The organism is Sphingomonas oleivorans, assembly GCF_003050615.1.
Lineage (GTDB): Bacteria > Pseudomonadota > Alphaproteobacteria > Sphingomonadales > Sphingomonadaceae > Sphingomonas_H > Sphingomonas_H oleivorans.
In genome coordinates this window covers 15,326-37,629 of sequence record NZ_NWBU01000015.1, presented here as the reverse complement: position 1 = coordinate 37,629, position 22,304 = coordinate 15,326, and the positions used below count along the sequence as shown (strand labels likewise).

General features: G+C 67.3%; 24 protein-coding genes. 18 read left to right on the top strand and 6 right to left on the bottom strand.

Annotation, left to right across the window (positions count from 1 at the left end; genetic code table 11):
- Position 1: 1 nt before the first annotated feature.
- The 4 genes from CLG96_RS15160 to CLG96_RS15145 form a co-directional block, all read right to left on the bottom strand.
- Positions 2–814 carry a hypothetical protein gene (locus CLG96_RS15160; protein WP_107969103.1) on the bottom strand — a complete coding sequence of 271 codons (813 nt, stop codon included), beginning with the start codon at positions 812–814 and terminating at the stop codon, positions 2–4.
- Positions 811–1,380 (bottom strand): 16S rRNA (guanine(966)-N(2))-methyltransferase RsmD, encoded by a 570-nt coding sequence (gene rsmD / locus CLG96_RS15155; protein ID WP_107969101.1) that lies wholly within the window; start codon positions 1,378–1,380, stop codon positions 811–813. Before rsmD ends, CLG96_RS15160 begins: the two co-directional genes overlap by 4 nt.
- Before the next feature lie 13 nt (positions 1,381–1,393).
- Positions 1,394–2,170, bottom strand: coding sequence for a pseudouridine synthase (locus CLG96_RS15150; RefSeq protein WP_107969099.1), 777 nt, complete (start codon positions 2,168–2,170; stop codon positions 1,394–1,396).
- Positions 2,171–2,247: 77 nt separating this feature from the next.
- On the bottom strand, positions 2,248–3,567 hold the full coding sequence (locus CLG96_RS15145; protein ID WP_107969098.1) for a dicarboxylate/amino acid:cation symporter: 1,320 nt from the start codon (positions 3,565–3,567) through the stop codon (positions 2,248–2,250).
- 86 nt (positions 3,568–3,653) lie between these two features.
- Here CLG96_RS15145 and CLG96_RS15140 point away from each other — a divergent pair, with 86 nt between their 5' ends.
- Together CLG96_RS15140 and CLG96_RS15135 are read left to right on the top strand one after the other, a co-directional pair.
- Positions 3,654–4,082: a response regulator gene (locus CLG96_RS15140; RefSeq protein ID WP_107969253.1), complete on the top strand. Its 429-nt coding sequence runs from the start codon at positions 3,654–3,656 to the stop codon at positions 4,080–4,082.
- Positions 4,083–4,224: 142 nt separating this feature from the next.
- Positions 4,225–5,574: an AmpG family muropeptide MFS transporter gene (locus CLG96_RS15135; protein ID WP_107969097.1), complete on the top strand. Its 1,350-nt coding sequence runs from the start codon at positions 4,225–4,227 to the stop codon at positions 5,572–5,574.
- Positions 5,575–5,705: 131 nt separating this feature from the next.
- Here the strand turns inward: CLG96_RS15135 and purB are convergent, their stop codons facing one another.
- A complete protein-coding gene (gene purB / locus CLG96_RS15130; RefSeq protein ID WP_107969096.1) occupies positions 5,706–7,007 on the bottom strand; it encodes an adenylosuccinate lyase in 1,302 nt (433 codons plus the stop codon).
- Positions 7,008–7,345: 338 nt separating this feature from the next.
- On the opposite strand from purB, the gene CLG96_RS18830 reads away from it, so the two are divergent.
- Complete coding sequence (locus CLG96_RS18830; RefSeq protein ID WP_165799670.1) at positions 7,346–7,912, top strand: hypothetical protein; 567 nt, start codon at positions 7,346–7,348, stop codon at positions 7,910–7,912.
- Positions 7,913–7,974: 62 nt separating this feature from the next.
- Here the strand turns inward: CLG96_RS18830 and radC are convergent, their stop codons facing one another.
- Complete coding sequence (radC, locus tag CLG96_RS15115) at positions 7,975–8,661, bottom strand: RadC family protein (RefSeq protein ID WP_243395815.1); 687 nt, start codon at positions 8,659–8,661, stop codon at positions 7,975–7,977.
- 115 nt (positions 8,662–8,776) lie between these two features.
- Here radC and CLG96_RS15110 point away from each other — a divergent pair, with 115 nt between their 5' ends.
- From CLG96_RS15110 to CLG96_RS15040, 15 genes are all read left to right on the top strand, one after another.
- A complete protein-coding gene (locus CLG96_RS15110) occupies positions 8,777–11,920 on the top strand; it encodes an intermembrane phospholipid transport YdbH family protein (RefSeq protein ID WP_165799669.1) in 3,144 nt (1,047 codons plus the stop codon).
- Between the two features lie 47 nt (positions 11,921–11,967).
- Positions 11,968–12,144: a YnbE family lipoprotein gene (locus tag CLG96_RS15105; protein WP_107969251.1), complete on the top strand. Its 177-nt coding sequence runs from the start codon at positions 11,968–11,970 to the stop codon at positions 12,142–12,144.
- A gap of 1 nt (position 12,145) precedes the next feature.
- On the top strand, positions 12,146–12,544 hold the full coding sequence (locus tag CLG96_RS15100) for a YdbL family probable chaperone protein (protein WP_107969089.1): 399 nt from the start codon (positions 12,146–12,148) through the stop codon (positions 12,542–12,544).
- 155 nt (positions 12,545–12,699) lie between these two features.
- A complete protein-coding gene (locus CLG96_RS15095) occupies positions 12,700–13,020 on the top strand; it encodes an AtpZ/AtpI family protein (RefSeq protein WP_107969088.1) in 321 nt (106 codons plus the stop codon).
- Positions 13,021–13,064: 44 nt separating this feature from the next.
- Positions 13,065–13,850 carry a F0F1 ATP synthase subunit A gene (locus CLG96_RS15090; RefSeq protein WP_107969086.1) on the top strand — a complete coding sequence of 262 codons (786 nt, stop codon included), beginning with the start codon at positions 13,065–13,067 and terminating at the stop codon, positions 13,848–13,850.
- 43 nt (positions 13,851–13,893) lie between these two features.
- The gene (locus tag CLG96_RS15085; RefSeq protein ID WP_107969084.1) at positions 13,894–14,121 is read left to right on the top strand and encodes a F0F1 ATP synthase subunit C; all 228 of its coding nucleotides are present in this window, start codon (positions 13,894–13,896) and stop codon (positions 14,119–14,121) included.
- A 62-nt stretch (positions 14,122–14,183) separates the two neighbouring features.
- The gene (locus CLG96_RS15080; RefSeq protein ID WP_107969082.1) at positions 14,184–14,681 is read left to right on the top strand and encodes a F0F1 ATP synthase subunit B family protein; all 498 of its coding nucleotides are present in this window, start codon (positions 14,184–14,186) and stop codon (positions 14,679–14,681) included.
- An 11-nt stretch (positions 14,682–14,692) separates the two neighbouring features.
- Entirely contained in the window at positions 14,693–15,271 is a 579-nt protein-coding gene (locus tag CLG96_RS15075) for a F0F1 ATP synthase subunit B family protein (protein WP_107969080.1), read from the top strand.
- A gap of 97 nt (positions 15,272–15,368) precedes the next feature.
- Complete coding sequence (locus CLG96_RS15070; protein ID WP_107969078.1) at positions 15,369–15,794, top strand: hypothetical protein; 426 nt, start codon at positions 15,369–15,371, stop codon at positions 15,792–15,794.
- A 9-nt stretch (positions 15,795–15,803) separates the two neighbouring features.
- Complete coding sequence (gene uvrC, locus CLG96_RS15065) at positions 15,804–17,720, top strand: excinuclease ABC subunit UvrC (RefSeq protein ID WP_107969076.1); 1,917 nt, start codon at positions 15,804–15,806, stop codon at positions 17,718–17,720.
- A 31-nt stretch (positions 17,721–17,751) separates the two neighbouring features.
- The gene (gene recO / locus CLG96_RS15060) at positions 17,752–18,483 is read left to right on the top strand and encodes a DNA repair protein RecO (RefSeq protein ID WP_107969074.1); all 732 of its coding nucleotides are present in this window, start codon (positions 17,752–17,754) and stop codon (positions 18,481–18,483) included.
- A 62-nt stretch (positions 18,484–18,545) separates the two neighbouring features.
- A complete protein-coding gene (leuB, locus tag CLG96_RS15055; RefSeq protein ID WP_107969072.1) occupies positions 18,546–19,592 on the top strand; it encodes a 3-isopropylmalate dehydrogenase in 1,047 nt (348 codons plus the stop codon).
- 292 nt (positions 19,593–19,884) lie between these two features.
- Positions 19,885–21,093, top strand: a complete 1,209-nt coding sequence (metZ, locus tag CLG96_RS15050; protein WP_107969070.1) for an O-succinylhomoserine sulfhydrylase — start codon at positions 19,885–19,887, stop codon at positions 21,091–21,093.
- Positions 21,090–21,488: a Co2+/Mg2+ efflux protein ApaG gene (gene apaG, locus CLG96_RS15045; RefSeq protein ID WP_107969068.1), complete on the top strand. Its 399-nt coding sequence runs from the start codon at positions 21,090–21,092 to the stop codon at positions 21,486–21,488. The genes metZ and apaG overlap by 4 nt, the downstream gene beginning before the upstream one ends.
- Entirely contained in the window at positions 21,485–22,282 is a 798-nt protein-coding gene (locus CLG96_RS15040) for a LysR family transcriptional regulator (protein WP_107969066.1), read from the top strand. The genes apaG and CLG96_RS15040 overlap by 4 nt, the downstream gene beginning before the upstream one ends.
- Positions 22,283–22,304 lie beyond the last annotated feature (22 nt).

The following is a 22,304-nucleotide window of genomic DNA, read 5'->3' as shown; positions in this document are numbered from 1 at the left end:
GTTAGGGAACGGCGCGCGGGAGGGCAATGGCGGCCTTTCCCTCCTGCGGCGTTCCGTCCGCGCATCTGGTCGCGGCGTCGGACAGGGAGGTTTCGACCGGGCCGACATCGGCCATGCGCATGCAGGCGAGCAGGCCCATTTCGCTGATGTCGGTGCGTCCTTCCGCTTCCGCCTTCTTGCGCAGCGAGATGAGCTTCTTGCTGAGATTCGAATAGGAACGTTCGCTCAGCCGGCGGCCATGGCGGATCAGCACCCCATCGAGCGCGGCGCGCAGCGCATCGGGCGTGACATCGCCCTTGAATCCTTTGGCGGCCGTGCCGAGCGTCTCGATCTCGCTGGTCGGGATCTTCACGAACTCGCTCGGCTCCTGCAGGCGGATGATGCAGCTATCGGCGGTCGTCTGGAGCGAGGTGCCCTCGGGCCAGGGGCGGCGCCCCTTCATGCAGCGCAGCACGCGTATCTCGCTGAAGCTCGCTATGCCGTTCACCTCGGTCGCCTTGCGCAGCGCCACGAGCATGTTGGCGAGATCGGCATAGGATTGCTCGCTCGGCTGGATATGATGGCGGATCAGCACCGTATCCAGCGCGGGGCGCAGCTCCTCGTCGGTCAGATCGCCCTTGAACTCCCTGCGTGCCTCGGCGAGCGCGGGAATATCGGCGCTGGCGACATTGCCGAAATCGGACGTGTCGGGGACCTCCTCCTCGGCGGGATCGACGATATTGGCAGGGGCGATCCTGTTGGTCGTGAGCTCGGGCGCTTCCTCGGAACAGGCCGCCAGCAGCATCAGCGGCGCGAGCAGCAGGGCGAGCTTCATCCATTCTCTCCGGCATTTTCTCCGGCGGGCGCGGCATAGCGCAGCAAGGTGAGCTTCGCCTTGCCATGGACGCGCTCGGCCTCGACCGTCCAGCCGCCGGCCGATGCCGTCTCGCTGCGCGACGTCTCGATGCTCGCCCATGCGCCGGGCGCGGCCCAGCCGAGCCGCGTCAGCCGCTCGATCAATGCGCCGCCGCCGCCCGTATTATAGGGCGGATCGAGCAGCAGCAGGTCGCAGGGGCGGGAGAGGGGCCCGAGGCTCGCCACCGATTGCGCGCGGATGTCGGCGGCGGCGGAGAGCTTGGCGACATTCTTGCGCAATATGTCCAGCGCGGCGCGATCCTGCTCGACGAAGATGCAATGCGCCGCACCACGCGACAGGGATTCGAGGCCGAGCGCGCCCGTGCCGGCGAAGAGATCGGCGACGCGCAGGCCATCGAAGCTGCCGAGCCGGCTGGCCAGCATGGAGAAGAGCGCCTCGCGGGTGCGATCGGCGGTGGGGCGCGTGGTCGGGCCGGTCGGCGCCAGCAGCGCGCGGCCGCGCCACTGGCCGGCGATTATGCGCATGACAGCCGCTCGCTCATTTCAGCGTCTTGCGGAAGGCGACCAGATCATGCTGGCGCACCTCGTCCACGGCGCCGGCGGGCAGGTCGCCGAGCGCGAAGGGGCCATAGGAGGTGCGGATCAGCCGGCTGACCTTGAGCCCGAGATGTTCGAGCACGCGGCGGACCTCGCGATTCTTGCCCTCGGTGAGCTTGACCTCGATCCAGACATTCGCGCCGGTGCGCCGTTCGAGATTGGCGTCGATCGATCCATAGCGGATGCCGTCTATCTCGATCCCTTCGATCAGATCCTCGAGCTGCGCCTGGCTGATCTCGCCATAGGCGCGCGCGCGGTAGCTGCGCTCGACGCCGGTGGAAGGCAGCTCGAGCTGGCGCTTGAGCTCGCCATCGGTGGTGAGGAGGAGCAGCCCCTCCGTGTTGAGATCGAGCCGGCCGACGGGCATCAGCCGGGGAAGGCCGGCGGGCAGCCGGTCATAGATTGTCGGGCGCTGCTTGGGATCGCGCTCGGCGGTGATCAGGCCGGAGGGCTTGTGATAGCGGAAGAGGCGCGCGGGCGCCGGCGGCTTCACCGGCTTTCCGTCAACCGTGACATTGTGGAGCGAGCTGATGAGCGTGGCGGGCGTCTCGATCGCAACGCCGTCTATGGCGATGCGGCGCGCCTCGATCATGCGCTCTATCTCGCGCCGGGAGGCGACGCCGGCACGGGCGAGAAGCTTGGCGATGCGCTGGGGCTCATTCTTGCCCTTGCGACGGGGAGAGTCGGGTTCGCGCCTGGGGGGACCGGATTGTGGCATGTTCGCCCCCTAGCCCCTTCCTCCCCGTCATGCCAGCACCCGGATCGTGCCTTTGGCCCGTCCGGGTGCCTCGGGCTTCAGCGATTAGCCTGCGGATCGAGATCCAGGCCCCGCGTGCCATGATGCGCGGTGTGGCTCGGCGCGTGCAGCGGCTCGATCACATCGGGCTCGAGCACCTCGATCGCGCCCTCCCATTTCGCGACCACCGCGCTCGCCACCGCATTGCCGACGACATTGGTGGCGGAACGCCCCATGTCGAGGAAATGATCGACCGCGAGGATCAGCAGCAGGCCCGCCTCGGGAATGTCGAAAAAGGCGAGGGTGGAGGCGATCACCACCAGGCTGGCGCGCGGCACGCCGGCAATGCCCTTCGACGTGACCATCAGCAGCAGCAGCATCGTGATCTGCTGGCCGAGCGACAATTCGATGCCATAGGCCTGCGCGATGAACATCGTCGCGAAGGTGCAGTACATCATGCTGCCGTCGAGATTGAAGGAATAGCCGAGCGGCAGGACGAAGCTGGCGATGCGGCGCGGCACGCCGAAACGGTCGAGCGCCTCCAGCGTCCGGGGGAAGGCGGCCTCGGACGAGGCGGTGGAGAAGGCCAGCAGGAAGGGATCGCGTATATAGCGGGCGAGGAGCTTCGCCCGGCCGCCGACGATCAGGAAGGCCGCCGCCATCATCAGCGCCCAGAGCAGGATCAGGCCGAGATAGAAGCCGCCCATGAAATAGCCGAGCGTGGCGAGGATCGACAGGCCCTCCTTGGCGATCGAGCTGGTGACCGCCGTGAAGACCGCGATGGGCGCGAAACGCATCACATAATCGGTGATCTGGAGCATGATCTGCACCAGCGCCTCGACCCCGCGCACGACCGGGGCAGCCTTTTCGCCGACGGCGGTGATCGCGACGCCGGTGAAGACGGAGAAGATGACGATCTGCAATATCTCGTTGGTCGCCATCGCCTCGAAGATCGACTTGGGCACGAGATGGGTGATGAAATCCTTGAGCGTGAAGGCGCCCTTCGTGACGCCGCTCGTGGCCGCCGCATCGGGCAGCGGCAGCGACAGGGCGGTACCCGGCGCGAGCAGATTGACGAGAATCAGGCCGAGCGTGAGCGAGGCCAGGCTGGCGAGGAGGAACCAGGCGATGGTGCGGACGCCGATCCGGCCCAGCGCGGCCGTATCCCCCATATGGGCGATGCCGGCGACCAGCGTGGAAAATACCAGCGGCGCGATGATCATCTTGATCAGCCGCAGAAAAAGATCGGTCAGGATGGAAAGATAACCTGTGATCGTTGCGATTCCGGCAGGATCGGCGATTGTGCGATTGAGGATGAAACCGAGGACAATGCCGGAGACCATCGCGATCAGAATGAATAGGGTGAGCCGTTTGGCCACGAACGTCTCCGTTATGGGTAAGATGGCCGACTCGTCGGGCCAAAGCGCGCCGGGGTCAAGCCTGAGCGGATGTCGGAGGGATGGACATGCTCTTTGGTAGGCGCGATCGCCATCATATCCTGCGCCGAATCCTGATCGTCGAGGACGAGCCGCTGGTCGCGTTCGACAATGAGCATTTCCTGCGCGAGGCGGGCTTCGAGATTGTGGCGACGGTCGACGGGGTGGCCGATGCGATCCGGATCATCCAGCACGAAGCGATCGACCTGGTGCTCGCGGACGTGCGCCTGTCCGGCGGGGGCAATGGGATCGACGTCGCCCATGCCGCGCATGAAAAGGAGATGCCCGTGCTGTTCGTCACCGGTGCCTGCCCGATCGAGGCGCGGGCGCTGGCGGTCGGCTGCCTCGCCAAGCCTTATAGCGCGCGCGATCTGAAGGCCGCGATCGAGGCGGTGGAGGCGATGCTTTCGGGCCAGCCGGTGAAGAAGAAGCCGAGGGCGCTGACGCTGTTCGGCTGATTTGCGCGCAAGTCGAGATAGATATGGGCCCCCTGCCTTCGCAGGGGCGACGGGAGGGGAGCGGCGACAAGGAGGGCGGCAGGCACGGCGCGACGTGGAAAAGGCGCTGGCCTCGCCCAACCGCCTCGCTATCATCGTCCGGATGAACAGCGCATCGGGGGGCGGCGTTACCGTCCAGCATGAGAAGCCGTCGCTCCTCGACGGCATCCGTCCCTATTTCGAGGCGGCGCCGCTTTCGGCCCTGTTCCTCGGAATGTCCTCCGGCTTTCCCTATGCGATGATCGGCGCGACGCTGACGACGCGGCTGGCGCAGGACGGGATCGACAAGAAGAGCGTCACCGCCTTCACGCTCGCCTTCCTCGTCTACAATCTCAAATGGCTGTGGGCCTGGATCGTCGACGGCGTGCGCCTGCCGCTGATCGGCCGGCTGGGGCAGCGCGTGTCCTGGCTGCTGGTCGCGGGCATCTTCGTGATCGCGGCGGTCGCCAATCTTGCGCTGGTCGATCCCAGCGCGAGCCTGCTGGCGACGGCGCAGGCGGCGATATTGGTGGGCGTGGCCGGCGCCACCTTCGACATCGTGATCGATGCCTATCGCATCGAGCTGCTGGAACCGCGCCAGCTCGGCCCCGGCGCGGGCATGTCGCAATATGGCTGGCGGATCGGATCGGTCGCGGCGGGCGCGCTCGCGCTGGTGATCGCGGCGCGATTGGGCTGGGAGACCGCCTATCTGGCCTGCGCCGCCTTCGCGCTGCCGGCGATGCTGACCGGCCTCGTCATGGGCGAGCCGAAGCGGCATCGCGAGCCGATCGAGCGCAGGGGACTGGCGGCGGTCGGCCGCTCGATCGGCGGCCCGCTGGTCGAATTCTTCCAGCGTCCGGGGGCTGCCCTGGTGTTGCTCTTCATTCTGCTGCACAAGATCGGCGACACGCTGGCCAACCTCACCTTCCGCCTGCTGTTCGACGATCTCGGCTACAGCAATGACGAGATCGCGATCTACGATGTGGCGATGGGCTTCTGGGCCTATCTGATCGGGATCTTCATAGGCGGCGTTCTGTTCGCCCGGCTGGGGCTCAAGCGATCGGTGCTGATCAGCCTGATCCTGATGGCCGTCTCCAATTTCAGCTTCGCTGCGCTCGCCATCGCCGGCCACAGCAATTGGGGCATGGCAGGCGCGATCGGCTTCGAGAATATCGCCAGCGGCATCGGTGGCGTGACGGTGGTCGCCTATTTCTCGGCGCTGTGCGACCTGCGCTTCACCGCGGCGCAATATGCGCTGATCTCGGCGGCGGCGAGCATCGTCGGCCGGCTCATAACCGGCACCACCGCCGGCGCGCTGATCGAGGCGATGGGATATGTGAATTTCTACTTGCTGACGACGCTGCTGGCGCTGCCCGGAATATTGCTTTTCTGGCTGATGATGCGGGCGGGATTGATCGATCGGTCGATCGGCACGGCGGGCGTGGCCGGCGAGGGAGATGTGCGGGCGGGGTAGCGGAGTCCGCACACAGCCATTCCGTCGCCCCTGCGCAGGCAGGGGCCCATGTCTATCTCAGCTTGCGTGGATAGAGAGATAGGCCCCTGCCTGCGCAGGGGCGACGGGAGAGTGGCGGGGGCGACGGTGGATTACGCGCCGAACACCCGGGCGAAGATGGTGTCGACATTCTTCAGATGATAGCCGAGGTCGAACTTCTCCTCGAGCTCCTCGGCCGACAGGGCGGCGGCCACCTGTGGATCGGCCTTGAGCAGATCGAGCAAGGAGAGCTGGCCGTCCGATTCCCACACCTTCATCGCATTGCGCTGGACGAGGCGGTAGGCGTCCTCGCGGCTGATCCCAGCCTGGGTGAGCGCGAGAAGGACGCGCTGCGAATGGACGAGGCCGCCCATCTTGTCCAAATTCTTCTGCATCCGCTCGGGATAGACGACCAGCTTGTCCATCACGCCCGCCAGGCGATTGAGCGCGAAATCGAGCGTGATCGTGGCATCCGGCCCGATATAGCGCTCGACCGAGGAATGGCTGATGTCGCGCTCATGCCATAGCGCGACATTTTCCAGCGCGGGCGTGACATAGCCGCGCACCATGCGGGCGAGGCCCGTCAGATTTTCGGTGAGCACCGGATTGCGCTTGTGCGGCATGGCCGAGGAGCCCTTCTGCCCCGGCGAGAAATATTCCTCCGCCTCCAGCACCTCGGTGCGCTGGAGATGGCGGATCTCGGTCGCGAGCCGCTCGACGGAGGAGGCGATCACGCCCAGCGTCGCGAAATACATGGCATGGCGATCGCGCGGGATCACCTGCGTCGAAATGGGCTCGGGGGTGAGGCCGAGCTTTTCGGCGACATATTCCTCCACGCGCGGATCGATATTGGCGAAGGTGCCGACCGCGCCGGAAATGGCGCAGGTGGCGATCTCCTGCCTTGCCGCGATCAGGCGGGTGCGGCAGCGGTCGAATTCGGCATAAGCGAGCGCCAGCTTCAGCCCGAAGGTGACGGGTTCGGCATGGATGCCATGGCTGCGGCCGATCGTGGGGGTGAGCTTATGCTCATAGGCGCGGCGCTTGAGGATTTCGAGCAGCCGATCGAGATCCGCGATCAATATGTCCGACGCCCGGGCGAGCTGGACGGCGAGGCAGGTGTCGAGCACGTCCGAGGAGGTCATGCCCTGATGCATGAAGCGGGCAGGCTCGCCGACATGTTCGGCGACGTTGGTGAGGAAGGCGATCACGTCATGCTTCACCTCGGCCTCGATCGCGTCGATGCGATCGACCTCGAACGCGCCTTTTTCCCAGATGGCGGCGGCGGCTTCCTTCGGCACGACGCCGAGCTCGGCCAGCGCATCCGTCGCATGCGCCTCGATTTCGAACCAGATGCGGAATTTGGACTCCGGCTCCCAGATCTTGACCATGTCGGGGCGGGAATAGCGGGGGATCATGCGATTTTGTCCTGTGCTGGGGAGGCGGCCGTTTCGGGCGGGGCGGTAGCAGAGGGGGGCGGGCCGTTCAATCGAGTGGCGCCGCTCATCCTGGCTTCAGATGCGGCCGGAGACCCGTATTTTGCGGCTCCGGCAAAAGTTTCCGTAATTTATGTGAGCCGGCCGCAATATCGGCACGGTCTGTCCGGTGAATAGCGTGTTTTCGCAGTCGAATCGGATGGCGCTCGCCAGCCCGTTTGAAACAGGATCGCGAAAGATACGTTGAGCCTGCCGCCTTGCGTCCTGTTTGGGCGCGGGCCTGTGCAAGTATAGGAGGATTTATGAGGCAGGCTATTCTTATGGCAGGTGCGGCAATGCTCGCGATGAGCGGCGGCGCCATTGCTCAGGAAGCCCCGGCCCCGAGCACGACCACGGAAACGGCGGTCGAGCAAGCGATACCCCCCGCCGAAGGTTCCGTGACCGGCGAGGCGCAAACGGGCGCCACGGTGCCGCCCCCGGATGCTACGGTGCCACCGGCGGAGACAACGGCGCCACCGGCGGAGGCGGCGACCAGCGCGATGCCGCCCGCCACCGCCACCGCGCCCGGCGCGCAGGCGCAGGCGCAGACTCCCACTTCACCCGATCCGGCCAAGCTGCAGGCCGCGCAGGCGGCGGTGCAGCAGGGCTGGGCGAAATATGACAAGGGCGCCAAGGGCTCGCTGACCGCGCTCGAATTCGGCACCTGGCTGCTCGCCGCGAGCGGCCAGGACGTGACCGCGCAGGTAGAGAAGAGCAAGGCCGGAAAATCGGCGAACCTGCCCGCAGTGAAGGTGCTCAACGCGACCGCCGGCGAATTTGCCAAGGCGGACAAGGATCATAGCCGGAGCATCTCGCCAGAAGAGCTTACCGCCTATCTTTCGGCCTGACGCCGGGCCGCCGGAATGAGGGAGGAGGGCGGCTCCTGCGGGCCGCCCTTTTCTTTTGCGATTCAGAGCAGGCCGAGCGCGCGGAAGCTGGCATGGCCCTTCGCGCCGATCACGACATGATCGTGGAGCGCGATGCCGAGCGGCTTCAGGCCCTGCGCGATCTCGCGGGTCAGCGCGATATCGGCGCGGCTCGGCGTCGGCTCGCCGCTTGGATGGTTGTGCACGAGAATGATCGCGGTCGAGCCCAGATCGAGCGCGCGGCGAACGACCTCGCGCACATAGACGGCGGTCTGATCGACCGATCCTTCGGACACCACCTCGTCGCGGATCAGCATGTTGCGCGCGTTCAGATGGAGTATGCGGGCGCGCTCGGTCAGCCGATGCGCCATATCGGCATGGAGATAATCGAGCAGCGCCTGCCAGCCCGCGATCACCGGCCGTTCGGCCACCTCGGCGCGGAGCAGGCGGAGCGCGGAGGCCTGGGCGATCTTGATCGCGCCCGCCGCCACCTCGCTCACGCCCGCACGCGCAAGCGCCTCGCCATCGGCCGCGAAAAGCCCGCCGATCCCGCCAAATTCATGCAGCAGCGCACGGGCGAGCGGCTTGGTGTCGCGGCGGGGAATGGCGAGCGCGAGCAGATATTCCACCAGCTCATGATCGAGCAGCGCCTCCGGCCCTTGATCGATCAGCCGGCGACGCAATCTCGCGCGGTGGCCGCTGGCGTCGGTTGCGGGATCGGTTTCGTTCATGTGGAGGAGCGTAGCGTCGTGGCGCGGCCGAGTCATGGCCGGCTATGAAGCGCGACGGGAAGATTTGCGGGAGGGGTTTGTCGGTGAAGCGGGGGAGGCGCTAAGGCTCTGGTCGATGAATGACGCCGAAACTCTCGCGCCGCGACGCCGGGCGCCGATCGTCGCGGGGGCGGCGCTCATCCTCTTGCTTCTCGCCATCCTGCTCGTGTGGCGAAGCCGCGAGCCGATTGCACGCAGCTATATCGACGATGCGCTGGCCGCGCGCGGCGTGCCGGCGCGCTATCGCATCACCGATTTCGGCCTGTCCAGCCAGACGCTGGAGGATATCAGCATCGGCGATCCGGCGCGCCCCGACCTGACGGCGAAGCGCGCCGTGGTGCATGAATCGATCGGCTTCGGCACCGTGCGCGTGGTGCGGATCGAGGCGGAGGGCGTTCGCCTGAACGGCCGGTTGAAGCACGGCAGGGTCATGCTGGGCGCGATCGATCGGCTGTTGCCGCCACCGACCGGCGCGCCCTTCGCGCTGCCCGACATAGAGGTGGCGCTGGACGATGCGCGGATGCGCCTGGAAACGCCGATGGGGGCGATCGGCCTGCATCTCGAAGGCGCCGGCAATCTTTCGGACGGCTTCATCGGCAAGCTGGCGGCGACGATGCCGCGGCTGGACGTAGGCGGCTGCCTCGCCCTTCGCCCGAGCATCTATGTCAATCTCGCTGTCGCCGAGGGCAAGCCGTCGCTCGATGGGCCGGTCCGCGCGCAATCCGTCACCTGCGGGGCCGCCTCCACCGCGATCGACGCACCGCGCGCCGCGCTCGACCTTGCGTTCAACGAGCGAGTGGACCGGTGGGACGGCAATCTGGTGCTGGAAACCGGCCCCGCGCGCTATGGGGCGATGCGCGCGGACATGCTGGGCGGGCGCATCGCGCTCAACGGCACGGCGGCACGGATCGGTGGGCCGATCGTCCTTTTCGCCCGTGGGCTGACGGGAGATGCCGGACGCGCGGCGCGGCTGACGCTGGACGGCCGCTATGCGCTCCAGCCCGCGGGCGGATCGGGAAGCCTGGTCGGCGAGGCGCAGATCAGTGGCGGTGCGGCATCCGGGCAGAGCCTGCGCGCGCTGTCGCGCATGGCGGTTTCGGCGGAGGGCACACCCGTTGGGCCCGTGGCGCGCGCGATCGGCGAGGCGATCGGCCGGGCGGGGCGCGCCTTCGATGCGCAGGCACGGCTGGCGCTGGTGCAGGGTGCGTCCGGCGGCGCGATCCGCATCGAGCGGCTGGATGGCGGGAGCGCGAGCGGCGCGCAGGTGCAGCTTCGCGGACCCGCCGGAGATCGGCCGGGCGGGCTCACTTATTATTGGCCGCAGGGCCGCGCGCGGATCGACGGCAATGTCGCGCTGGCGGGCGGCGGCCTGCCCGAGGCGCGGCTGAGCCTGCGCCAGGCACGCGCCGGGCGGCCGATCCGGGGCGAGGCGGCGATCGCCCCCTATCGCGCCGGCGATGCGCGGCTGGCGCTGGCGCCGATAAGCTTCTCGCATGATCCGCTCGGCGGCACGCGCTTCACGACGCGCGTGACGATGGACGGGCCGCTCGGCGATGGCCGGGTGGAAGGATTGAGCCTGCCGATCGAGGGGCGGCTGGGCAAGGGCGGCCGCTTCCTCGCCAATCCGCGCTGCGCGCCGCTCGATTTCGCGCGGCTGCGCGTCGCCGGCATGGCGCTGGGGCGGACGCGGCTGCCGCTCTGTCCGGCGGGCGGGGCGATGCTGGCGGGCGGTCCGGACGGTCTCAGCGGCGGCGCGCGCATCATCGGGCTCAGGCTCGCCGGCCGGATCGGCCAATCGCCGCTGCTGATCACATCGCGATCGCTGGCTGTGGCTATCGGCCAACCGGGCTTCATCGGCGATGGCGTGGCCGTCCGGCTCGGCTCGGCGCCTTCGCTGACGCGGCTGGACATGGCGCGGCTCAACGGCCGCTTCGCGGACGGCGGCGTGACCGGACGGTTCGCGGGCGCGGAGGGGAAGATCGGTGCTGTGCCGTTGATCCTTTCGGAAGCGATGGGCGACTGGCAACTCAGGGGCGGCGTGCTGAGCTTGGCGGGCGGCCTGCGCCTGACCGACGAGGCTGCGCCCGCGCGCTTCGAGCCGCTCATATCCCGCGACGTGCGGCTGACGCTCAAGGACGGGGTGATCCGCGCGACAGGGCAGTTGCGCGAGCCGCGCGGCGGCACGGCCATTTCGGGCGTGACGATCGTCCATGATCTATCGCGGGGAAGCGGCAATGCCTTGCTCGACGTGCCAGGCATCGGCTTCGACAAGGCGCTCCAGCCCGAGATGCTGACGCGGCTGACGCTGGGCGTGATCGCCAATGTCGCCGGCAAGGTGGAAGGGCAGGGGCGGATTCGCTGGGACGGGAACGGCGTTTCGAGCGACGGCGATTTTTCGAGTGGGGGCCTCGATCTCGCCGCCGCTTTCGGGCCCGTGAAGGGGATCAAGGGCAGCATCCATTTTTCGGACCTGCTGAACCTCACCACGCCGCCGGGGCAGACGGTGACGATCGCGGAAGCGAATCCGGGCGTCGCGGTTGCCGATGGCGTGCTGCGCTATCAGTTGCTGGAGGGGCAGAATGTGCGGATCGAGGGCGGGCGCTGGCCCTTTTCGGGCGGCGAGCTGCTGCTCGATCCGGCGCTGATGGATTTCGGCCGGCCGGTGGCGCGGCGGATGACCGTCCGCGTCGTCGGCATGGACGCGGCCAAGTTCGTCGAGCAGTTCGAGTTCAGGAATATCGCCGTTACGGGCACGTTCGATGGCGTGCTGCCCCTGTCGTTCGACCAGACGGGCGGGCGGATCGAGGGCGGCCGGCTGGTGGTGCGCCGGGGCGGAGGGACGCTCGCATATGTGGGCGAGGTGAGCAATGCCAGCCTGGGCATGTTCGGCCGCCTCGCCTTCGATGCGCTGAAGCGGATGCGCTATGATTCGCTGGCGATCGAGCTCGATGGCGCGCTGGATGGCGAGATCGTCAGCCGCGTGCTGTTCGACGGCACCAACGAGGCGCCGAAAGAGGCCAAGAAGGGCCTGCTGAGCCGTTTCACCAACCTGCCCTTCCGGTTCCGGATCACGATCCGCGCGCCATTTCGCGGGCTGCTCAATTCCGCCCAGTCGCTCAACGATCCGCGCGGCCTGATCCGCCAGGCCCTGCCCAAAAAGGAGGCGCCATTGCCCGGCAGCGCCCCCATTCAGCCTCAAGCAAGCGAGAATAAGCAATGATGAGCAGCATGTTGACGCTGTGCCGCCGCGATGCGACGCGGTGGCCGATGAGTAAAGGGATCGCGATCGTGGCGCCTGCATTGGCGCTTGCCGGATGTATTTCGGTCGAGGCGCCGGACCGGCCGATCGAGATCAATCTCAACGTCAACATCAGGCAGGAGGTGGTGGTCAGCCTCCGCGACGATGTGAAGAATCTCGACCAGCAATATCCTGGAGTGTTCTGAGATGAGACGGGCGCATAAAATTCTTCTGGCGACGGGCATCGCGCTGGCGGTTGCCGGCGGCGCAGGGCTCGCCGTCGCGCAGGGCGTGGAAGATCCCGTCATCGCCCGCGCGCGTGCGGCGGGCATCGTCGGCGAGCAGGCGGACGGCTATCTCGGCTTCGCCAAGGCGCCGCCGGCCGATGTGAAGGCCGCGGTCGATGCGGTGAACATCAAGCGCCGGCAAATCTATACGGACATCGCCGCGCGGCAGAATGCCACGGTGCAGGAGGTTGCGGCCGCGCGCGGATGCGACCAGCTCGCCAAGCGGGTGGGGCCGGGCGAGGCCTATCGCGCGGGCGACGGAACGTGGAAGCTGCGCAGTGGCTCGGCGCCGGTCGAGCTGCCGGGCGTCTGCGGCTGACTGTTGCGGCAAACTAAAGACTTTCCGCATTTCCACTGTGGTTGACTTGACCGAACCCGCTTCCTAAAGGGACCGCGCCTGACGGGGCCACCCGTCGGCATGGCCGCCCGCCTGTGGCACCGCTCCGGCGGGGCCGGCGCAGGAGGAGAGGCGGCATGTCGGCAGATGGCACCGGGCAGGACCCGATCGGCGAGGAGGACGCGCGCATCACGTCGCTCGAGCGGCGGCTGAAGGCGGCGCATCACGCCGAAGCGGTCAGGACTGGCAAGGTAAAAGCGGCGTCCAGCAAGGGCTATGCCCAGGGCAATCGCGTGCTTGCCGAAATGATCGCGGGTCCGGCCGGCGGTGCCCTGTTCGGCTGGTTGCTAGACCGCTGGCTGGGGACGTCGCCCTGGCTTCTGCTGGTGATGATCGCCCTTGGGATCGGCGTCGCCATCAGGAATATCTATCGGATTTCCCGCGAGCGCCCGGAATGAATTTCGGGCGCTTGCCTTAGTAGGATCAAGGGGGGAGCGGCGCTATGGCCGGAGGCGGCAAGATCGATCCGATGCACCAGTTCACGGTCGAACCCCTGTTCGGCCAGCATCTCGTCGTGGGCGGCGTCGATCTTTCCTTCACGAACAGCGCGCTGTGGATGGTGATCACCCTCGTGCTGCTGTGGGTGTTCATGCTCGGCGGCATGAAGCGCGAGCTGGTGCCCGGCCGCTGGCAGGCCGCGGTCGAAGGCGTGACGGGCTTCATCGGATCGATGGTGCACGCCAATATCGGGCCGAAGGGCAAGCGCTTCGTTCCGCTGATCTTCTCGCTCTTCATGTTCATCCTGCTGGCCAATATTTTGGGCCTGATGCCGATCGGCGTCGTGCCTGGCGGCCATCCCTTTACCTCCACCAGCCATTTCACTGTCACCGGCGTGCTCGCCGTGCTGGCGTTCGGCACGGTGCTGGTGGTCGGCTTTGCGCGCCACGGCTTCCATTTTTTCTCGCTGTTCGTGCCGCATGGCACGCCGGCGGTGATGATCCCGCTGATGTTCTTCATCGAGCTGCTGTCCTTCATGGTCCGCCCGTTCAGCCTCGCGCTGCGGCTGTTCGTGGCGATGACGGCGGGGCATATCCTGCTGAAGGTGCTCGCGGGCTTCGTCGTCAATTCGATCGGCGCGGGTGCCGGCTTCGGCGTGCTCGTCGGCCTGCCCACCTTCGTGCTGATGATCGGCATTTCTGCGCTCGAGCTGCTGGTCTGCGTGATCCAGGCCTATGTCTTCGCGCTGCTGACGTCGCTCTATCTGAACGACGCCGTCAATCTTCACTGAGTTTTGTAACCCATCATTCTGATTAAAAAAGGGAGTTTCTACAATGGATCCAGTCGCCGCCAAGCTGCTCGGTGCCGGTCTCGCCGCGATCGGCGTGGGCCTTGCCGCTCTGGGTGTGGGCAATGTCTTCGCCGCCTTCCTCGAAGGCGCGCTGCGCAACCCGTCGGCCGCCGACGGCCAGCAGGGCCGTCTGTTCATCGGCTTCGCGGCGGCTGAACTTCTCGGCCTGCTCGCCTTCGTCATCGCGATGGTCCTCGTCTTCGTCGCGTAACGAACGAACTTGGCATGGGGCGGGCAGGTCCTGCCCCATGTAACTGACTTTAAGGGCCCTCCATGCCGCAGATAGCGCAGCTCGCCGCGACCTATGCGTCGCAGATATTCTGGATGCTGGTGGTCTTCGGACTGCTCTATTTCGGGATCGGCAAGGCCATGCTGCCGAAGATCGAGGCCACCGTCGAACAGCGCGATCGCAAGATCGCCGACGATCTCGCCGCCGCCGAACGCGCCCGCGCCACTGCGGATGCGACCGAGGAGGCCTATCGCACCCGCATGGAGGAAGCCCGCGCCACCGCGCAGAAGGCGACGCAGGAGGCCAAATCCTCCGCCGCCGCCGACAGCGAGGTACGCCTGAAGGCCGCCGATGCGGTGCTGGCCGAAAAGGCCGCCGCCGCCGAGGAGGGCCTTGCCGCTGCCCGCGCCCAGGCGCTTTCCAGCGTCGAGACCGTCGCGGCGGAAGCGGCGCAGGATATCGTCGCCCGTCTTTCCGGCGCCACCGTTTCGACCGCCGACGCGCAGGCCGCGGTGAATGCCGCGCTGGCCGCGCAGCGCTGAGGGAGTAGGAGATGACGCAGCATAGCGAAGCGCCCGCCGCCGAGACGGTCGCCCATCAGGAGGCGCATGGCGCCGCCCCGCATGCCGACCCCTCCGCGCTCGGTCTCGATGCGACCGGCTGGGTATCGCTGGCGATGCTCGCGCTGATCCTGATCATGTTGTGGAAGAAGGTGCCCGCGGTGGTCGGCGGGGCGCTCGACAAGAAGATCGACAGCATCCGCGCCCAGCTCGACGAGGCGACCAAGCTTCGCGCCGAGGCCGAGGCACTGAAGGCCGAATATGAGGTGAAGGCCGCCACTGCCGGTAAGGAAGCCGAGGCGATCCTGGCCCATGCCCGCAGCGAGGCGAGCAGCATCGTCGCCCAGGCGCAGAGCGACGCCCAGACACTGATCGAGCGCCGTGGCCGCATGGCCGAGGACAAGATCGCCGCCGCCGAGCGGGCTGCGCTGGCGGAGGTCCGCGCCAAGGCCGCCGAGGCCGCCGCCGCCGCCGCCGCGACGCTGATCGCGCGCAACCATGGCGCGGAGGCCGACAAGGCGCTGGTCGACAGCACCATCGCCTCGCTCGGCACGAGCGGCCGGCTGAACTGATCTTTGCCTGATTGATCTTTTTCGGGGCGGTCCGCTTGATCGCGGATCGCCGCCGGCATTAGATTTCCGACGAACATTCCCGGGGGAAAGCATCGCGGTGCGTTTCGGCCTGTTCGTCCTGCTTTCCGCGATCGCCATGCCCGTCGCCGGCGAGGTGGCCAATCCCCTGCTCGGCCAATGGACCCGCGAAGCACCCGGTAGCGCCGACGGGATTGACGGCGATCCGCGTCAGCGCCTGATCTTCACGCCCGAAATGATGATCGTCGGCACGTCCGAAGGCATGGCGCTGCGTGGCTATGCCATAGGCGCGCGGCGCATCCGGGCCGAGACGCGGCTGGGCGCGACCTACACATTCCAGATGTTCGGGGCCGACCGCATGTGCATGGTGGCCGAGGGGACGGAGGGCGGGACGAACGGCATCGGCCTGCCGCGTGTGAACCTGCGGCGCTGCTATCTCCGGCGCACCAAGCCGTTCGACGGATCGCTGGTCCGGAGGCTGGCGCCGGAGCCGCGGCGCGCCTAAATCCCCGTCGTGACCGAGCCGACCGACCGCTTCAGCGAAGAGAAATCGACCTATACCGTCCGGGGCAGCGACCAGCCCGATCTGGAGACGGGCATCGCCGCCATCCGCAACGTGCTGAAGACGCTGCCGCTCAGGCCCGGCGTCTATCGCATGCTCGATGCCAAGGGCGATGCGCTCTATGTCGGCAAGGCGCGCGCGCTCAAGAACCGGGTGAATAATTATACGCAGGTCGGCCGCCTGCCCAAGCGCCTCCAGCGGATGGTAGCGCAGACGCGGTCGATGACGATCGTCACGACCAACAGCGAGGCGGAAGCGCTGCTGCTCGAGGCGCAGCTCATCAAGCGCTACCGGCCGCCCTACAATGTGCTGCTGCGCGACGACAAAAGCTTCCCCTTCATTCTGCTGCGCGAGGATCATGATTTCCCGCGTGTGCAGAAGCATCGCGGCGCGCGACGCGCCAAGGGCCAATATTATGGCCCGTTCGCCAGCGCCGGATCGGTGACGCAAACCCTGAACGCGCTGCAGAAGCTGTTTTTGCTCAGGAGCTGCACCGACAGCTTCTTCGCCAATCGCTCGCGTCCCTGCCTGCTCCACCAGATCAAGCGCTGCTCGGCGCCCTGCGTCGATCGCATCGGCAAGCAAGATTATGCCGAGCTGGTGGCGGACGCGAAGGCGTTCCTCGCGGGCAAGTCGACCCAGGTGCAGAAGAAGCTGGGCGAGGCGATGAGCGCGGCGGCCGAGGCGATGGATTATGAGCTGGCCGCTATCTATCGCGACCGCCTCCGCGCGCTGACCTTCATCCAGGGCGCGCAAGCGATCAATGTCGAGGGCATAGGCGACGCGGATATTTTCGCCATGGCGTGCAAGGCCGGCGTGGTCGGCATCCAGGCCTTCTTCATCCGCGGCGGGCAGAATTGGGGCCATCGCAGCTTCTTCCCGGCGCACACCGCCGACGTGCCCGAGGATGAGGTGCTGGCGAGCTTCCTCATGCAATTTTATGAGGAGGTGCCGCCGCCCAGGCTGGTGCTGCTCGACCGCGATCTTTCGGAAGCGGAGCTGGTCGCGCAGGCGCTGGGCGAGCGGGCGGGGCGCAAGGTGCAGCTCAAGGTGCCGCAGCGGGGCGATCAGCGCCGGCTGATGGATCAGGCGCGGCGCAATGCCGAGGAGGCGCTCGACCGCCGATCGGCCGAATCGACGACGCAGGCCAGGCTGCTGCGGGACATGGCCGATCTGTTCGAGCTGGAAGCGCCGCCCGACCGCATCGAGATTTACGACAACAGCCATATCATGGGCACGAACATGGTGGGCGCGATGGTGGTCGCGGGACCGGAAGGATTCCGCAAGAATGCCTATCGCAAGTTCAACATCCGCCGCCCGGAGACCGCGCCCGGCGACGATTTCGCGATGATGCGCGAGGTGCTGGAGCGCCGCTTCGCCCGGCTCGAGAAGGAGGATCCCGATCGCAAGTCGGGCGAGTGGCCCGACCTGCTGCTGATCGACGGCGGCAAGGGGCAGGTTTCCGCCGTATGCCGCGTGATGGAGGAAATGGGGGTGCATGACGTGCCGATCGTCGGAATCTCCAAGGGGCCGGATCGCAATGCCGGACGCGAGCATTTCCACATGCCCGACGGGCGCGAATCGATGCTGCCGCTGAATTCGCCGCTGCTCTTCTATCTCCAGCGGCTGCGCGACGAGGCGCATCGCTTCGCGATCGGCGCGCATCGCACCAAGCGGGCCAAGAGCTTCACCGCCAGCCCGCTCGACGAGGTGCCCGGCATCGGCCCGGCGCGGAAGAAGGCGCTGCTGATGCATTTCGGCACGGCGCGCGCGGTGCGCGACGCGGCGCTGGAAGATCTGCAGAAGGCGCCGGGCGTCTCGGCGGCGATGGCGCGGACGATCTACGACTATTTCCACCCGGCGGGGTGAGGATCCTCCGGCTTTCGGATAGGTTCGTTCCATGCATGTCGAAGCGCTCGCTATAGTCTGTGCCGTGCTCGGCCATGGCGAGCATGGCGCGGTCGTGCGGCTGATGACGCCCGAACATGGCCTGCTCGCCGGCTATGTGCGCGGCGGGCGGTCGCGGCGGCTGCGCCCCGTGCTGCTGCCAGGCAATGTGGTGCAGGCAGAATTTCGGGCGCGGACCGAGGAGCAGCTCGCCGCGCTGACGGTCGAGTTGGCGCAGAGCCGCGCGCCGCTCCATTCCGAGCCGCTGGCGGCGGCGGCGATCGACTGGGCGACCGCGCTGACCGCCACCGCGCTTCCCGAGGCTCAGCCCTATCCCCGGCTGCATGCGGCGCTTGATGGGCTGCTCGGCGCGATCGAGGCGGCGCCGGTGGCGCGGGGCTGGGCGGCGGCGCTGGTGCGCTATGAACTGCTGATGCTGTCCGAACTGGGCTTCGGGCTCGACCTTTCCGCCTGCGTCGCCAGCGGTGCGCGCGAGGATCTGGCCTATGTCAGCCCGAAGAGCGGCGCCGCCGTGTCGCGCACAGAGGGCGCGCCCTATGCTGCGCGGCTGCTGCCGCTGCCCGGATTTCTGATCGATGGCGGCGGCGCGGAATGGGACGCGCTGTTCGACGGCTTTCGCCTCACCGGCCATTTCCTCGAGCGCGACCTGTTGACCGGCCGGCAGGCGGGGGTGCTCGCCGCGCGCGAGCGGCTGGTGGCCCGGCTCAAGCGAATGGTGGGCTGAGGTTGCGCGGGCGCGCTTCGCGGGGCATGGGCGTGCGCGAAAATCGAAATGGGGATTAAGTCATGCTCGTAGCGGTGTTGCCCGGCGACGGGATCGGTCCGGAAGTGACGGCCGAGGCCGTGCGCGTGCTTAAGGCGATATGCGGCGATACGCTGATCTTCGAGGAAGCGCCCGTCGGCGGTGCCGCCTATAAGGTGGCAGGCCATCCCTTGCCGCCGGAGACGCTCGATGTGGCAAAGCGGGCCGATGCGATCCTGTTCGGCGCGGTGGGCGATCCGGATTGCGACAGGCTCGAGCGCGCGCTGCGCCCCGAACAGGCGATCCTTGGCCTGCGCAAGGAATTGGGGCTGTTCGCCAATCTTCGGCCCGCCAAGCTGTTCCCCGAACTGGTCGACGCCTCCGCGCTGCGCCCGGAAGTGGCGCGCGCGATCGATCTGGTGATCGTGCGCGAGCTGACCGGTGACGTCTATTTCGGCACGCCGCGCGGCATCCGCATCACCGAGGCGGGTCTGCGCGAAGGCTATGACACGATGCGCTATGACGAGGCGGAGGTCGCCCGCATCGCCAAAGTGGGCTTCGAGACGGCACGCGCGCGGCGGGGCAAGCTCTGCTCGATCGACAAGGCCAATGTGCTCGAAACCTCGCAGCTCTGGCGCGATGTGGTGATCGAGACGGCGGCGGCCTATCCCGATGTCGAGCTGAGCCACATGTATGTCGACAATGCCGCGATGCAGCTCGTGCGCAATCCCGGCCAGTTCGACGTGATCGTGACGGGCAATCTGTTCGGCGACATCCTTTCCGATCAGGCGTCGATGTGCGTGGGATCGATCGGCATGCTGCCTTCCGCCTCGCTCGATAGTGCGGGCAAGGGGCTTTACGAGCCGATCCACGGTTCCGCGCCCGACATTGCCGGGCAGGGCAAGGCCAATCCGCTGGCGACGATCCTCTCGGCGGCGATGATGCTGCGCTATTCGCTGCGGCGCCCGGCCGAGGCAGACCGGATCGAGGCGGCGGTGGCAAAGGCGCTGGCGGCTGGCGCGCGCTCGCCCGATCTCGGCGGCGCGATGACGACGCGCGGCATGGGCGAGGCGGTGCTGACGGAGCTGTGAGGCGGGCCCGTTCCGGCTGGTGCAGCTGGACATTTTTCGGGATCTCTACGTAAGACCATCGTCACCCTGAACTTGTTTCAGGGGCCGCCGTGAAACCCGTGCGGGGGCGCGGATGAGGGGTGGATGCCGAAACAAGTTCGGCATGACGATAGGGATTACATAAGATCCCGATGTCTTTCAGGGATGGCCGGGCTGTGGGCAATGAGATTGCGAAATATGCGCGTCCGCTGAAACAGTCGGACGCGCGTCCGCATTGACGACCCATGGGCCACGCTGCAAAGCGTCTCCCATCATGAAGAGAAGAACCGGACAAGATCGCAGCGTCACCAGCAACTGGCGGCCCGCCACCCAGGCGGTGCGCGGGGGCACGGCGCGATCCGAATGGGGCGAGACGAGCGAGGCGCTCTTCCTCACCTCGGGCTATGCCTATGATTGTGCGGCGGACGCGGCGGCGCGCTTCGCGGGCGAGCAGCAGGGGATGACCTATTCCCGGCTGCAGAACCCGACCGTCGAGATGCTCGAACAGCGTATCGCGCTGCTCGAAGGCGCGGAGGCGGCGCGCTGCATGGCGACGGGCATGGCGGCGATGACCGCGGTGCTGCTCTGCCAGCTTTCGCAGGGCGACCATCTCGTCGCGGGCCGCGCGGCCTTCGGCTCCTGCCGTTGGCTGACGGACACGCTGCTGCCGCGTTTCGGGATCGAGACGACGATCGTCGACGGGCGCGATCCGGATGCCTGGAAGGCCGCGATCCGGCCCAACACCAAGCTCTTCTTCTTCGAGACGCCGGCCAATCCGACGCTCGACATCGTCGATCTGGAGGCGGTCTGCGCCATTGCCAAAGCGGCGGGGCTCAAGACCGTTGTCGACAATGCCTTCGCCACCCCGCTGCTCCAGCGGCCGATGGATTATGGCGCAGACATCGTCGCTTATTCCGCGACCAAGATGATGGACGGGCAGGGGCGCGTGCTCGCCGGCGCGGTCGTGGGATCGGAGGAGTTCATCGAGAACACGCTCCTCTCCTTCATTCGCAATACCGGGCCGACGCTTTCGGCGTTCAATGCCTGGGTGGTGCTGAAGGGGTTGGAGACGCTCGATCTGCGCATCCGCCGGCAGAGCGAGAATGCGCTCGCCGTGGCGCGTTTCCTGGAAGGCCGCGTGCCGCGCCTGCTCTATCCGGGGCTGGAAAGCCATCCGCAGCATGAGCTGGCGATGAAGCAGATGTCGGCGGGCGGCACCATCCTGTCGCTCTATCTCGATGGTGGCCGGGAACAGGCGCATGCCCTGCTCGACGCGCTGGAGCTGGTCGACATCTCCAACAATATCGGCGATTCCCGTTCGCTGATGACGCATCCCTGCTCGACCACGCATAGTGGTCTCTCCCCGGAAGTCCGCGCCGAGATGGGCGTGGAGGAAGGCATGTTGCGGCTGAACGTCGGGCTTGAAGATTCCCAGGACCTGATCGAGGATTTCGACCGGGCATTGAGGAAGATCGGCCTGTGAAGGCGCTTTTCCCCTATGCGGCGACGACGCGCGGCGTGACCGTCCGTGTCGCGGTGAGCTTTCTTGCGGAGCAATCCGATCCGCAGCAGGGGCGCTGGTTCTGGGCCTATCATATCCGCATCGAGAATGAGGGGCCGGCGGCGGTGCAGCTTATCAGCCGTTACTGGATGATCACCGATGGGCGCGGCGGGCAGCAGGAAGTGGAGGGCGAGGGCGTCGTCGGCGAACAGCCGGTGATCCTGCCCGGCCAGAGCTATGACTATGTCTCCGGCTGCCCACTCCAGACGCCGACGGGGGCGATGGAAGGCAGCTATCATATGGTGAGCGAGGACGGATCGGCCTTCGAGGTGACGATACCACGCTTTCCGCTCGTCGGCCCGGCGGTGGCGCGATGAAGCGTACGCATCTTCCACTGAATGGCCTGCGCGTGCTCGACGCGGCGGCCCGGCACCTTTCCTTCACCCGCGCGGCGGACGAGCTGGCGGTGACGCCGGCGGCGGTCGGCCAGCAGATCCGGGCGCTGGAGGATACTTTGGGCGTCGTCCTGTTCCGCCGCACCGCCAAGGGGCTGGAGCTGACGCCCGAGGGAGCGGCGGGGCTGGAGGCGCTGCGCGCCGGCTTCCTCCAATTCGAGGAGGCGGTCCGCGCGATGCAGGCGGGCCAATCCTCCAAGACGCTGACCATCGCGGCGCCGCGCGACCTGACCGCCAAATGGCTCGCGCCGCGCCTGGCCGCTTATGGCCGTACCGATCCCGAGCTGCGCTTCGTGCTGATCTCGTCGGACGAGGGGCTGGATTTCACCCAGGCCAATCTGGATATCGCAATCTGCCTTGTCGACGGCCCTGGCGAGCATGAGGGGCTGGCGCTTGCGCCCGCCGGTTTCGTGACGGTCGGCAGCGAGGGCGGCGCGGACGCCCCGATCGCCTGGCCCGGCGCGCCCGACCCCTGCGGCGAGACCAAGGGCGGCACGCTGAGCGTCGCCGATGCGGGGATCGCCATCGATGCGGCGGCGAGCGGCTTCGGCCATGCCTGCGTGCCGCTGCTCCTGGCCGAGGCGGACATTGAAGCGGGGCGGGTGGCGATGATCGAGCCGGCGAAGGAAAGCTCGCGCGGCTATTGGATCGTCGCGCCCTTGCCGCAATGGCGGCAGAAGAAGGTCAAGGCGCTGGTTGCCGCGCTGGTGGGCTAGAGCATGTCGTGATTACATCCAA

What these genes read in the sequence shown, in the direction of transcription:
- CLG96_RS15160 (WP_107969103.1), bottom strand. Translation starts at nt 814, where the DNA reads ATGAAGCTCGCCCTGCTGCTCGCGCCGCTGATGCTGCTGGCGGCCTGT.
- rsmD (WP_107969101.1), bottom strand. Translation starts at nt 1,380, where the DNA reads ATGCGCATAATCGCCGGCCAGTGGCGCGGCCGCGCGCTGCTGGCGCCG.
- CLG96_RS15150 (WP_107969099.1), bottom strand. Translation starts at nt 2,170, where the DNA reads ATGCCACAATCCGGTCCCCCCAGGCGCGAACCCGACTCTCCCCGTCGC.
- CLG96_RS15140 (WP_107969253.1), top strand. Translation starts at nt 3,654, where the DNA reads ATGCTCTTTGGTAGGCGCGATCGCCATCATATCCTGCGCCGAATCCTG.
- CLG96_RS15135 (WP_107969097.1), top strand. Translation starts at nt 4,225, where the DNA reads ATGAACAGCGCATCGGGGGGCGGCGTTACCGTCCAGCATGAGAAGCCG.
- purB (WP_107969096.1), bottom strand. Translation starts at nt 7,007, where the DNA reads ATGATCCCCCGCTATTCCCGCCCCGACATGGTCAAGATCTGGGAGCCG.
- CLG96_RS18830 (WP_165799670.1), top strand. Translation starts at nt 7,346, where the DNA reads ATGGCAGGTGCGGCAATGCTCGCGATGAGCGGCGGCGCCATTGCTCAG.
- radC (WP_243395815.1), bottom strand. Translation starts at nt 8,661, where the DNA reads ATGAACGAAACCGATCCCGCAACCGACGCCAGCGGCCACCGCGCGAGA.
- CLG96_RS15110 (WP_165799669.1), top strand. Translation starts at nt 8,777, where the DNA reads ATGAATGACGCCGAAACTCTCGCGCCGCGACGCCGGGCGCCGATCGTC.
- CLG96_RS15105 (WP_107969251.1), top strand. Translation starts at nt 11,968, where the DNA reads ATGAGTAAAGGGATCGCGATCGTGGCGCCTGCATTGGCGCTTGCCGGA.
- CLG96_RS15100 (WP_107969089.1), top strand. Translation starts at nt 12,146, where the DNA reads ATGAGACGGGCGCATAAAATTCTTCTGGCGACGGGCATCGCGCTGGCG.
- CLG96_RS15095 (WP_107969088.1), top strand. Translation starts at nt 12,700, where the DNA reads ATGTCGGCAGATGGCACCGGGCAGGACCCGATCGGCGAGGAGGACGCG.
- CLG96_RS15090 (WP_107969086.1), top strand. Translation starts at nt 13,065, where the DNA reads ATGGCCGGAGGCGGCAAGATCGATCCGATGCACCAGTTCACGGTCGAA.
- CLG96_RS15085 (WP_107969084.1), top strand. Translation starts at nt 13,894, where the DNA reads ATGGATCCAGTCGCCGCCAAGCTGCTCGGTGCCGGTCTCGCCGCGATC.
- CLG96_RS15080 (WP_107969082.1), top strand. Translation starts at nt 14,184, where the DNA reads ATGCCGCAGATAGCGCAGCTCGCCGCGACCTATGCGTCGCAGATATTC.
- CLG96_RS15075 (WP_107969080.1), top strand. Translation starts at nt 14,693, where the DNA reads ATGACGCAGCATAGCGAAGCGCCCGCCGCCGAGACGGTCGCCCATCAG.
- recO (WP_107969074.1), top strand. Translation starts at nt 17,752, where the DNA reads ATGCATGTCGAAGCGCTCGCTATAGTCTGTGCCGTGCTCGGCCATGGC.
- leuB (WP_107969072.1), top strand. Translation starts at nt 18,546, where the DNA reads ATGCTCGTAGCGGTGTTGCCCGGCGACGGGATCGGTCCGGAAGTGACG.
- metZ (WP_107969070.1), top strand. Translation starts at nt 19,885, where the DNA reads ATGAAGAGAAGAACCGGACAAGATCGCAGCGTCACCAGCAACTGGCGG.
- CLG96_RS15040 (WP_107969066.1), top strand. Translation starts at nt 21,485, where the DNA reads ATGAAGCGTACGCATCTTCCACTGAATGGCCTGCGCGTGCTCGACGCG.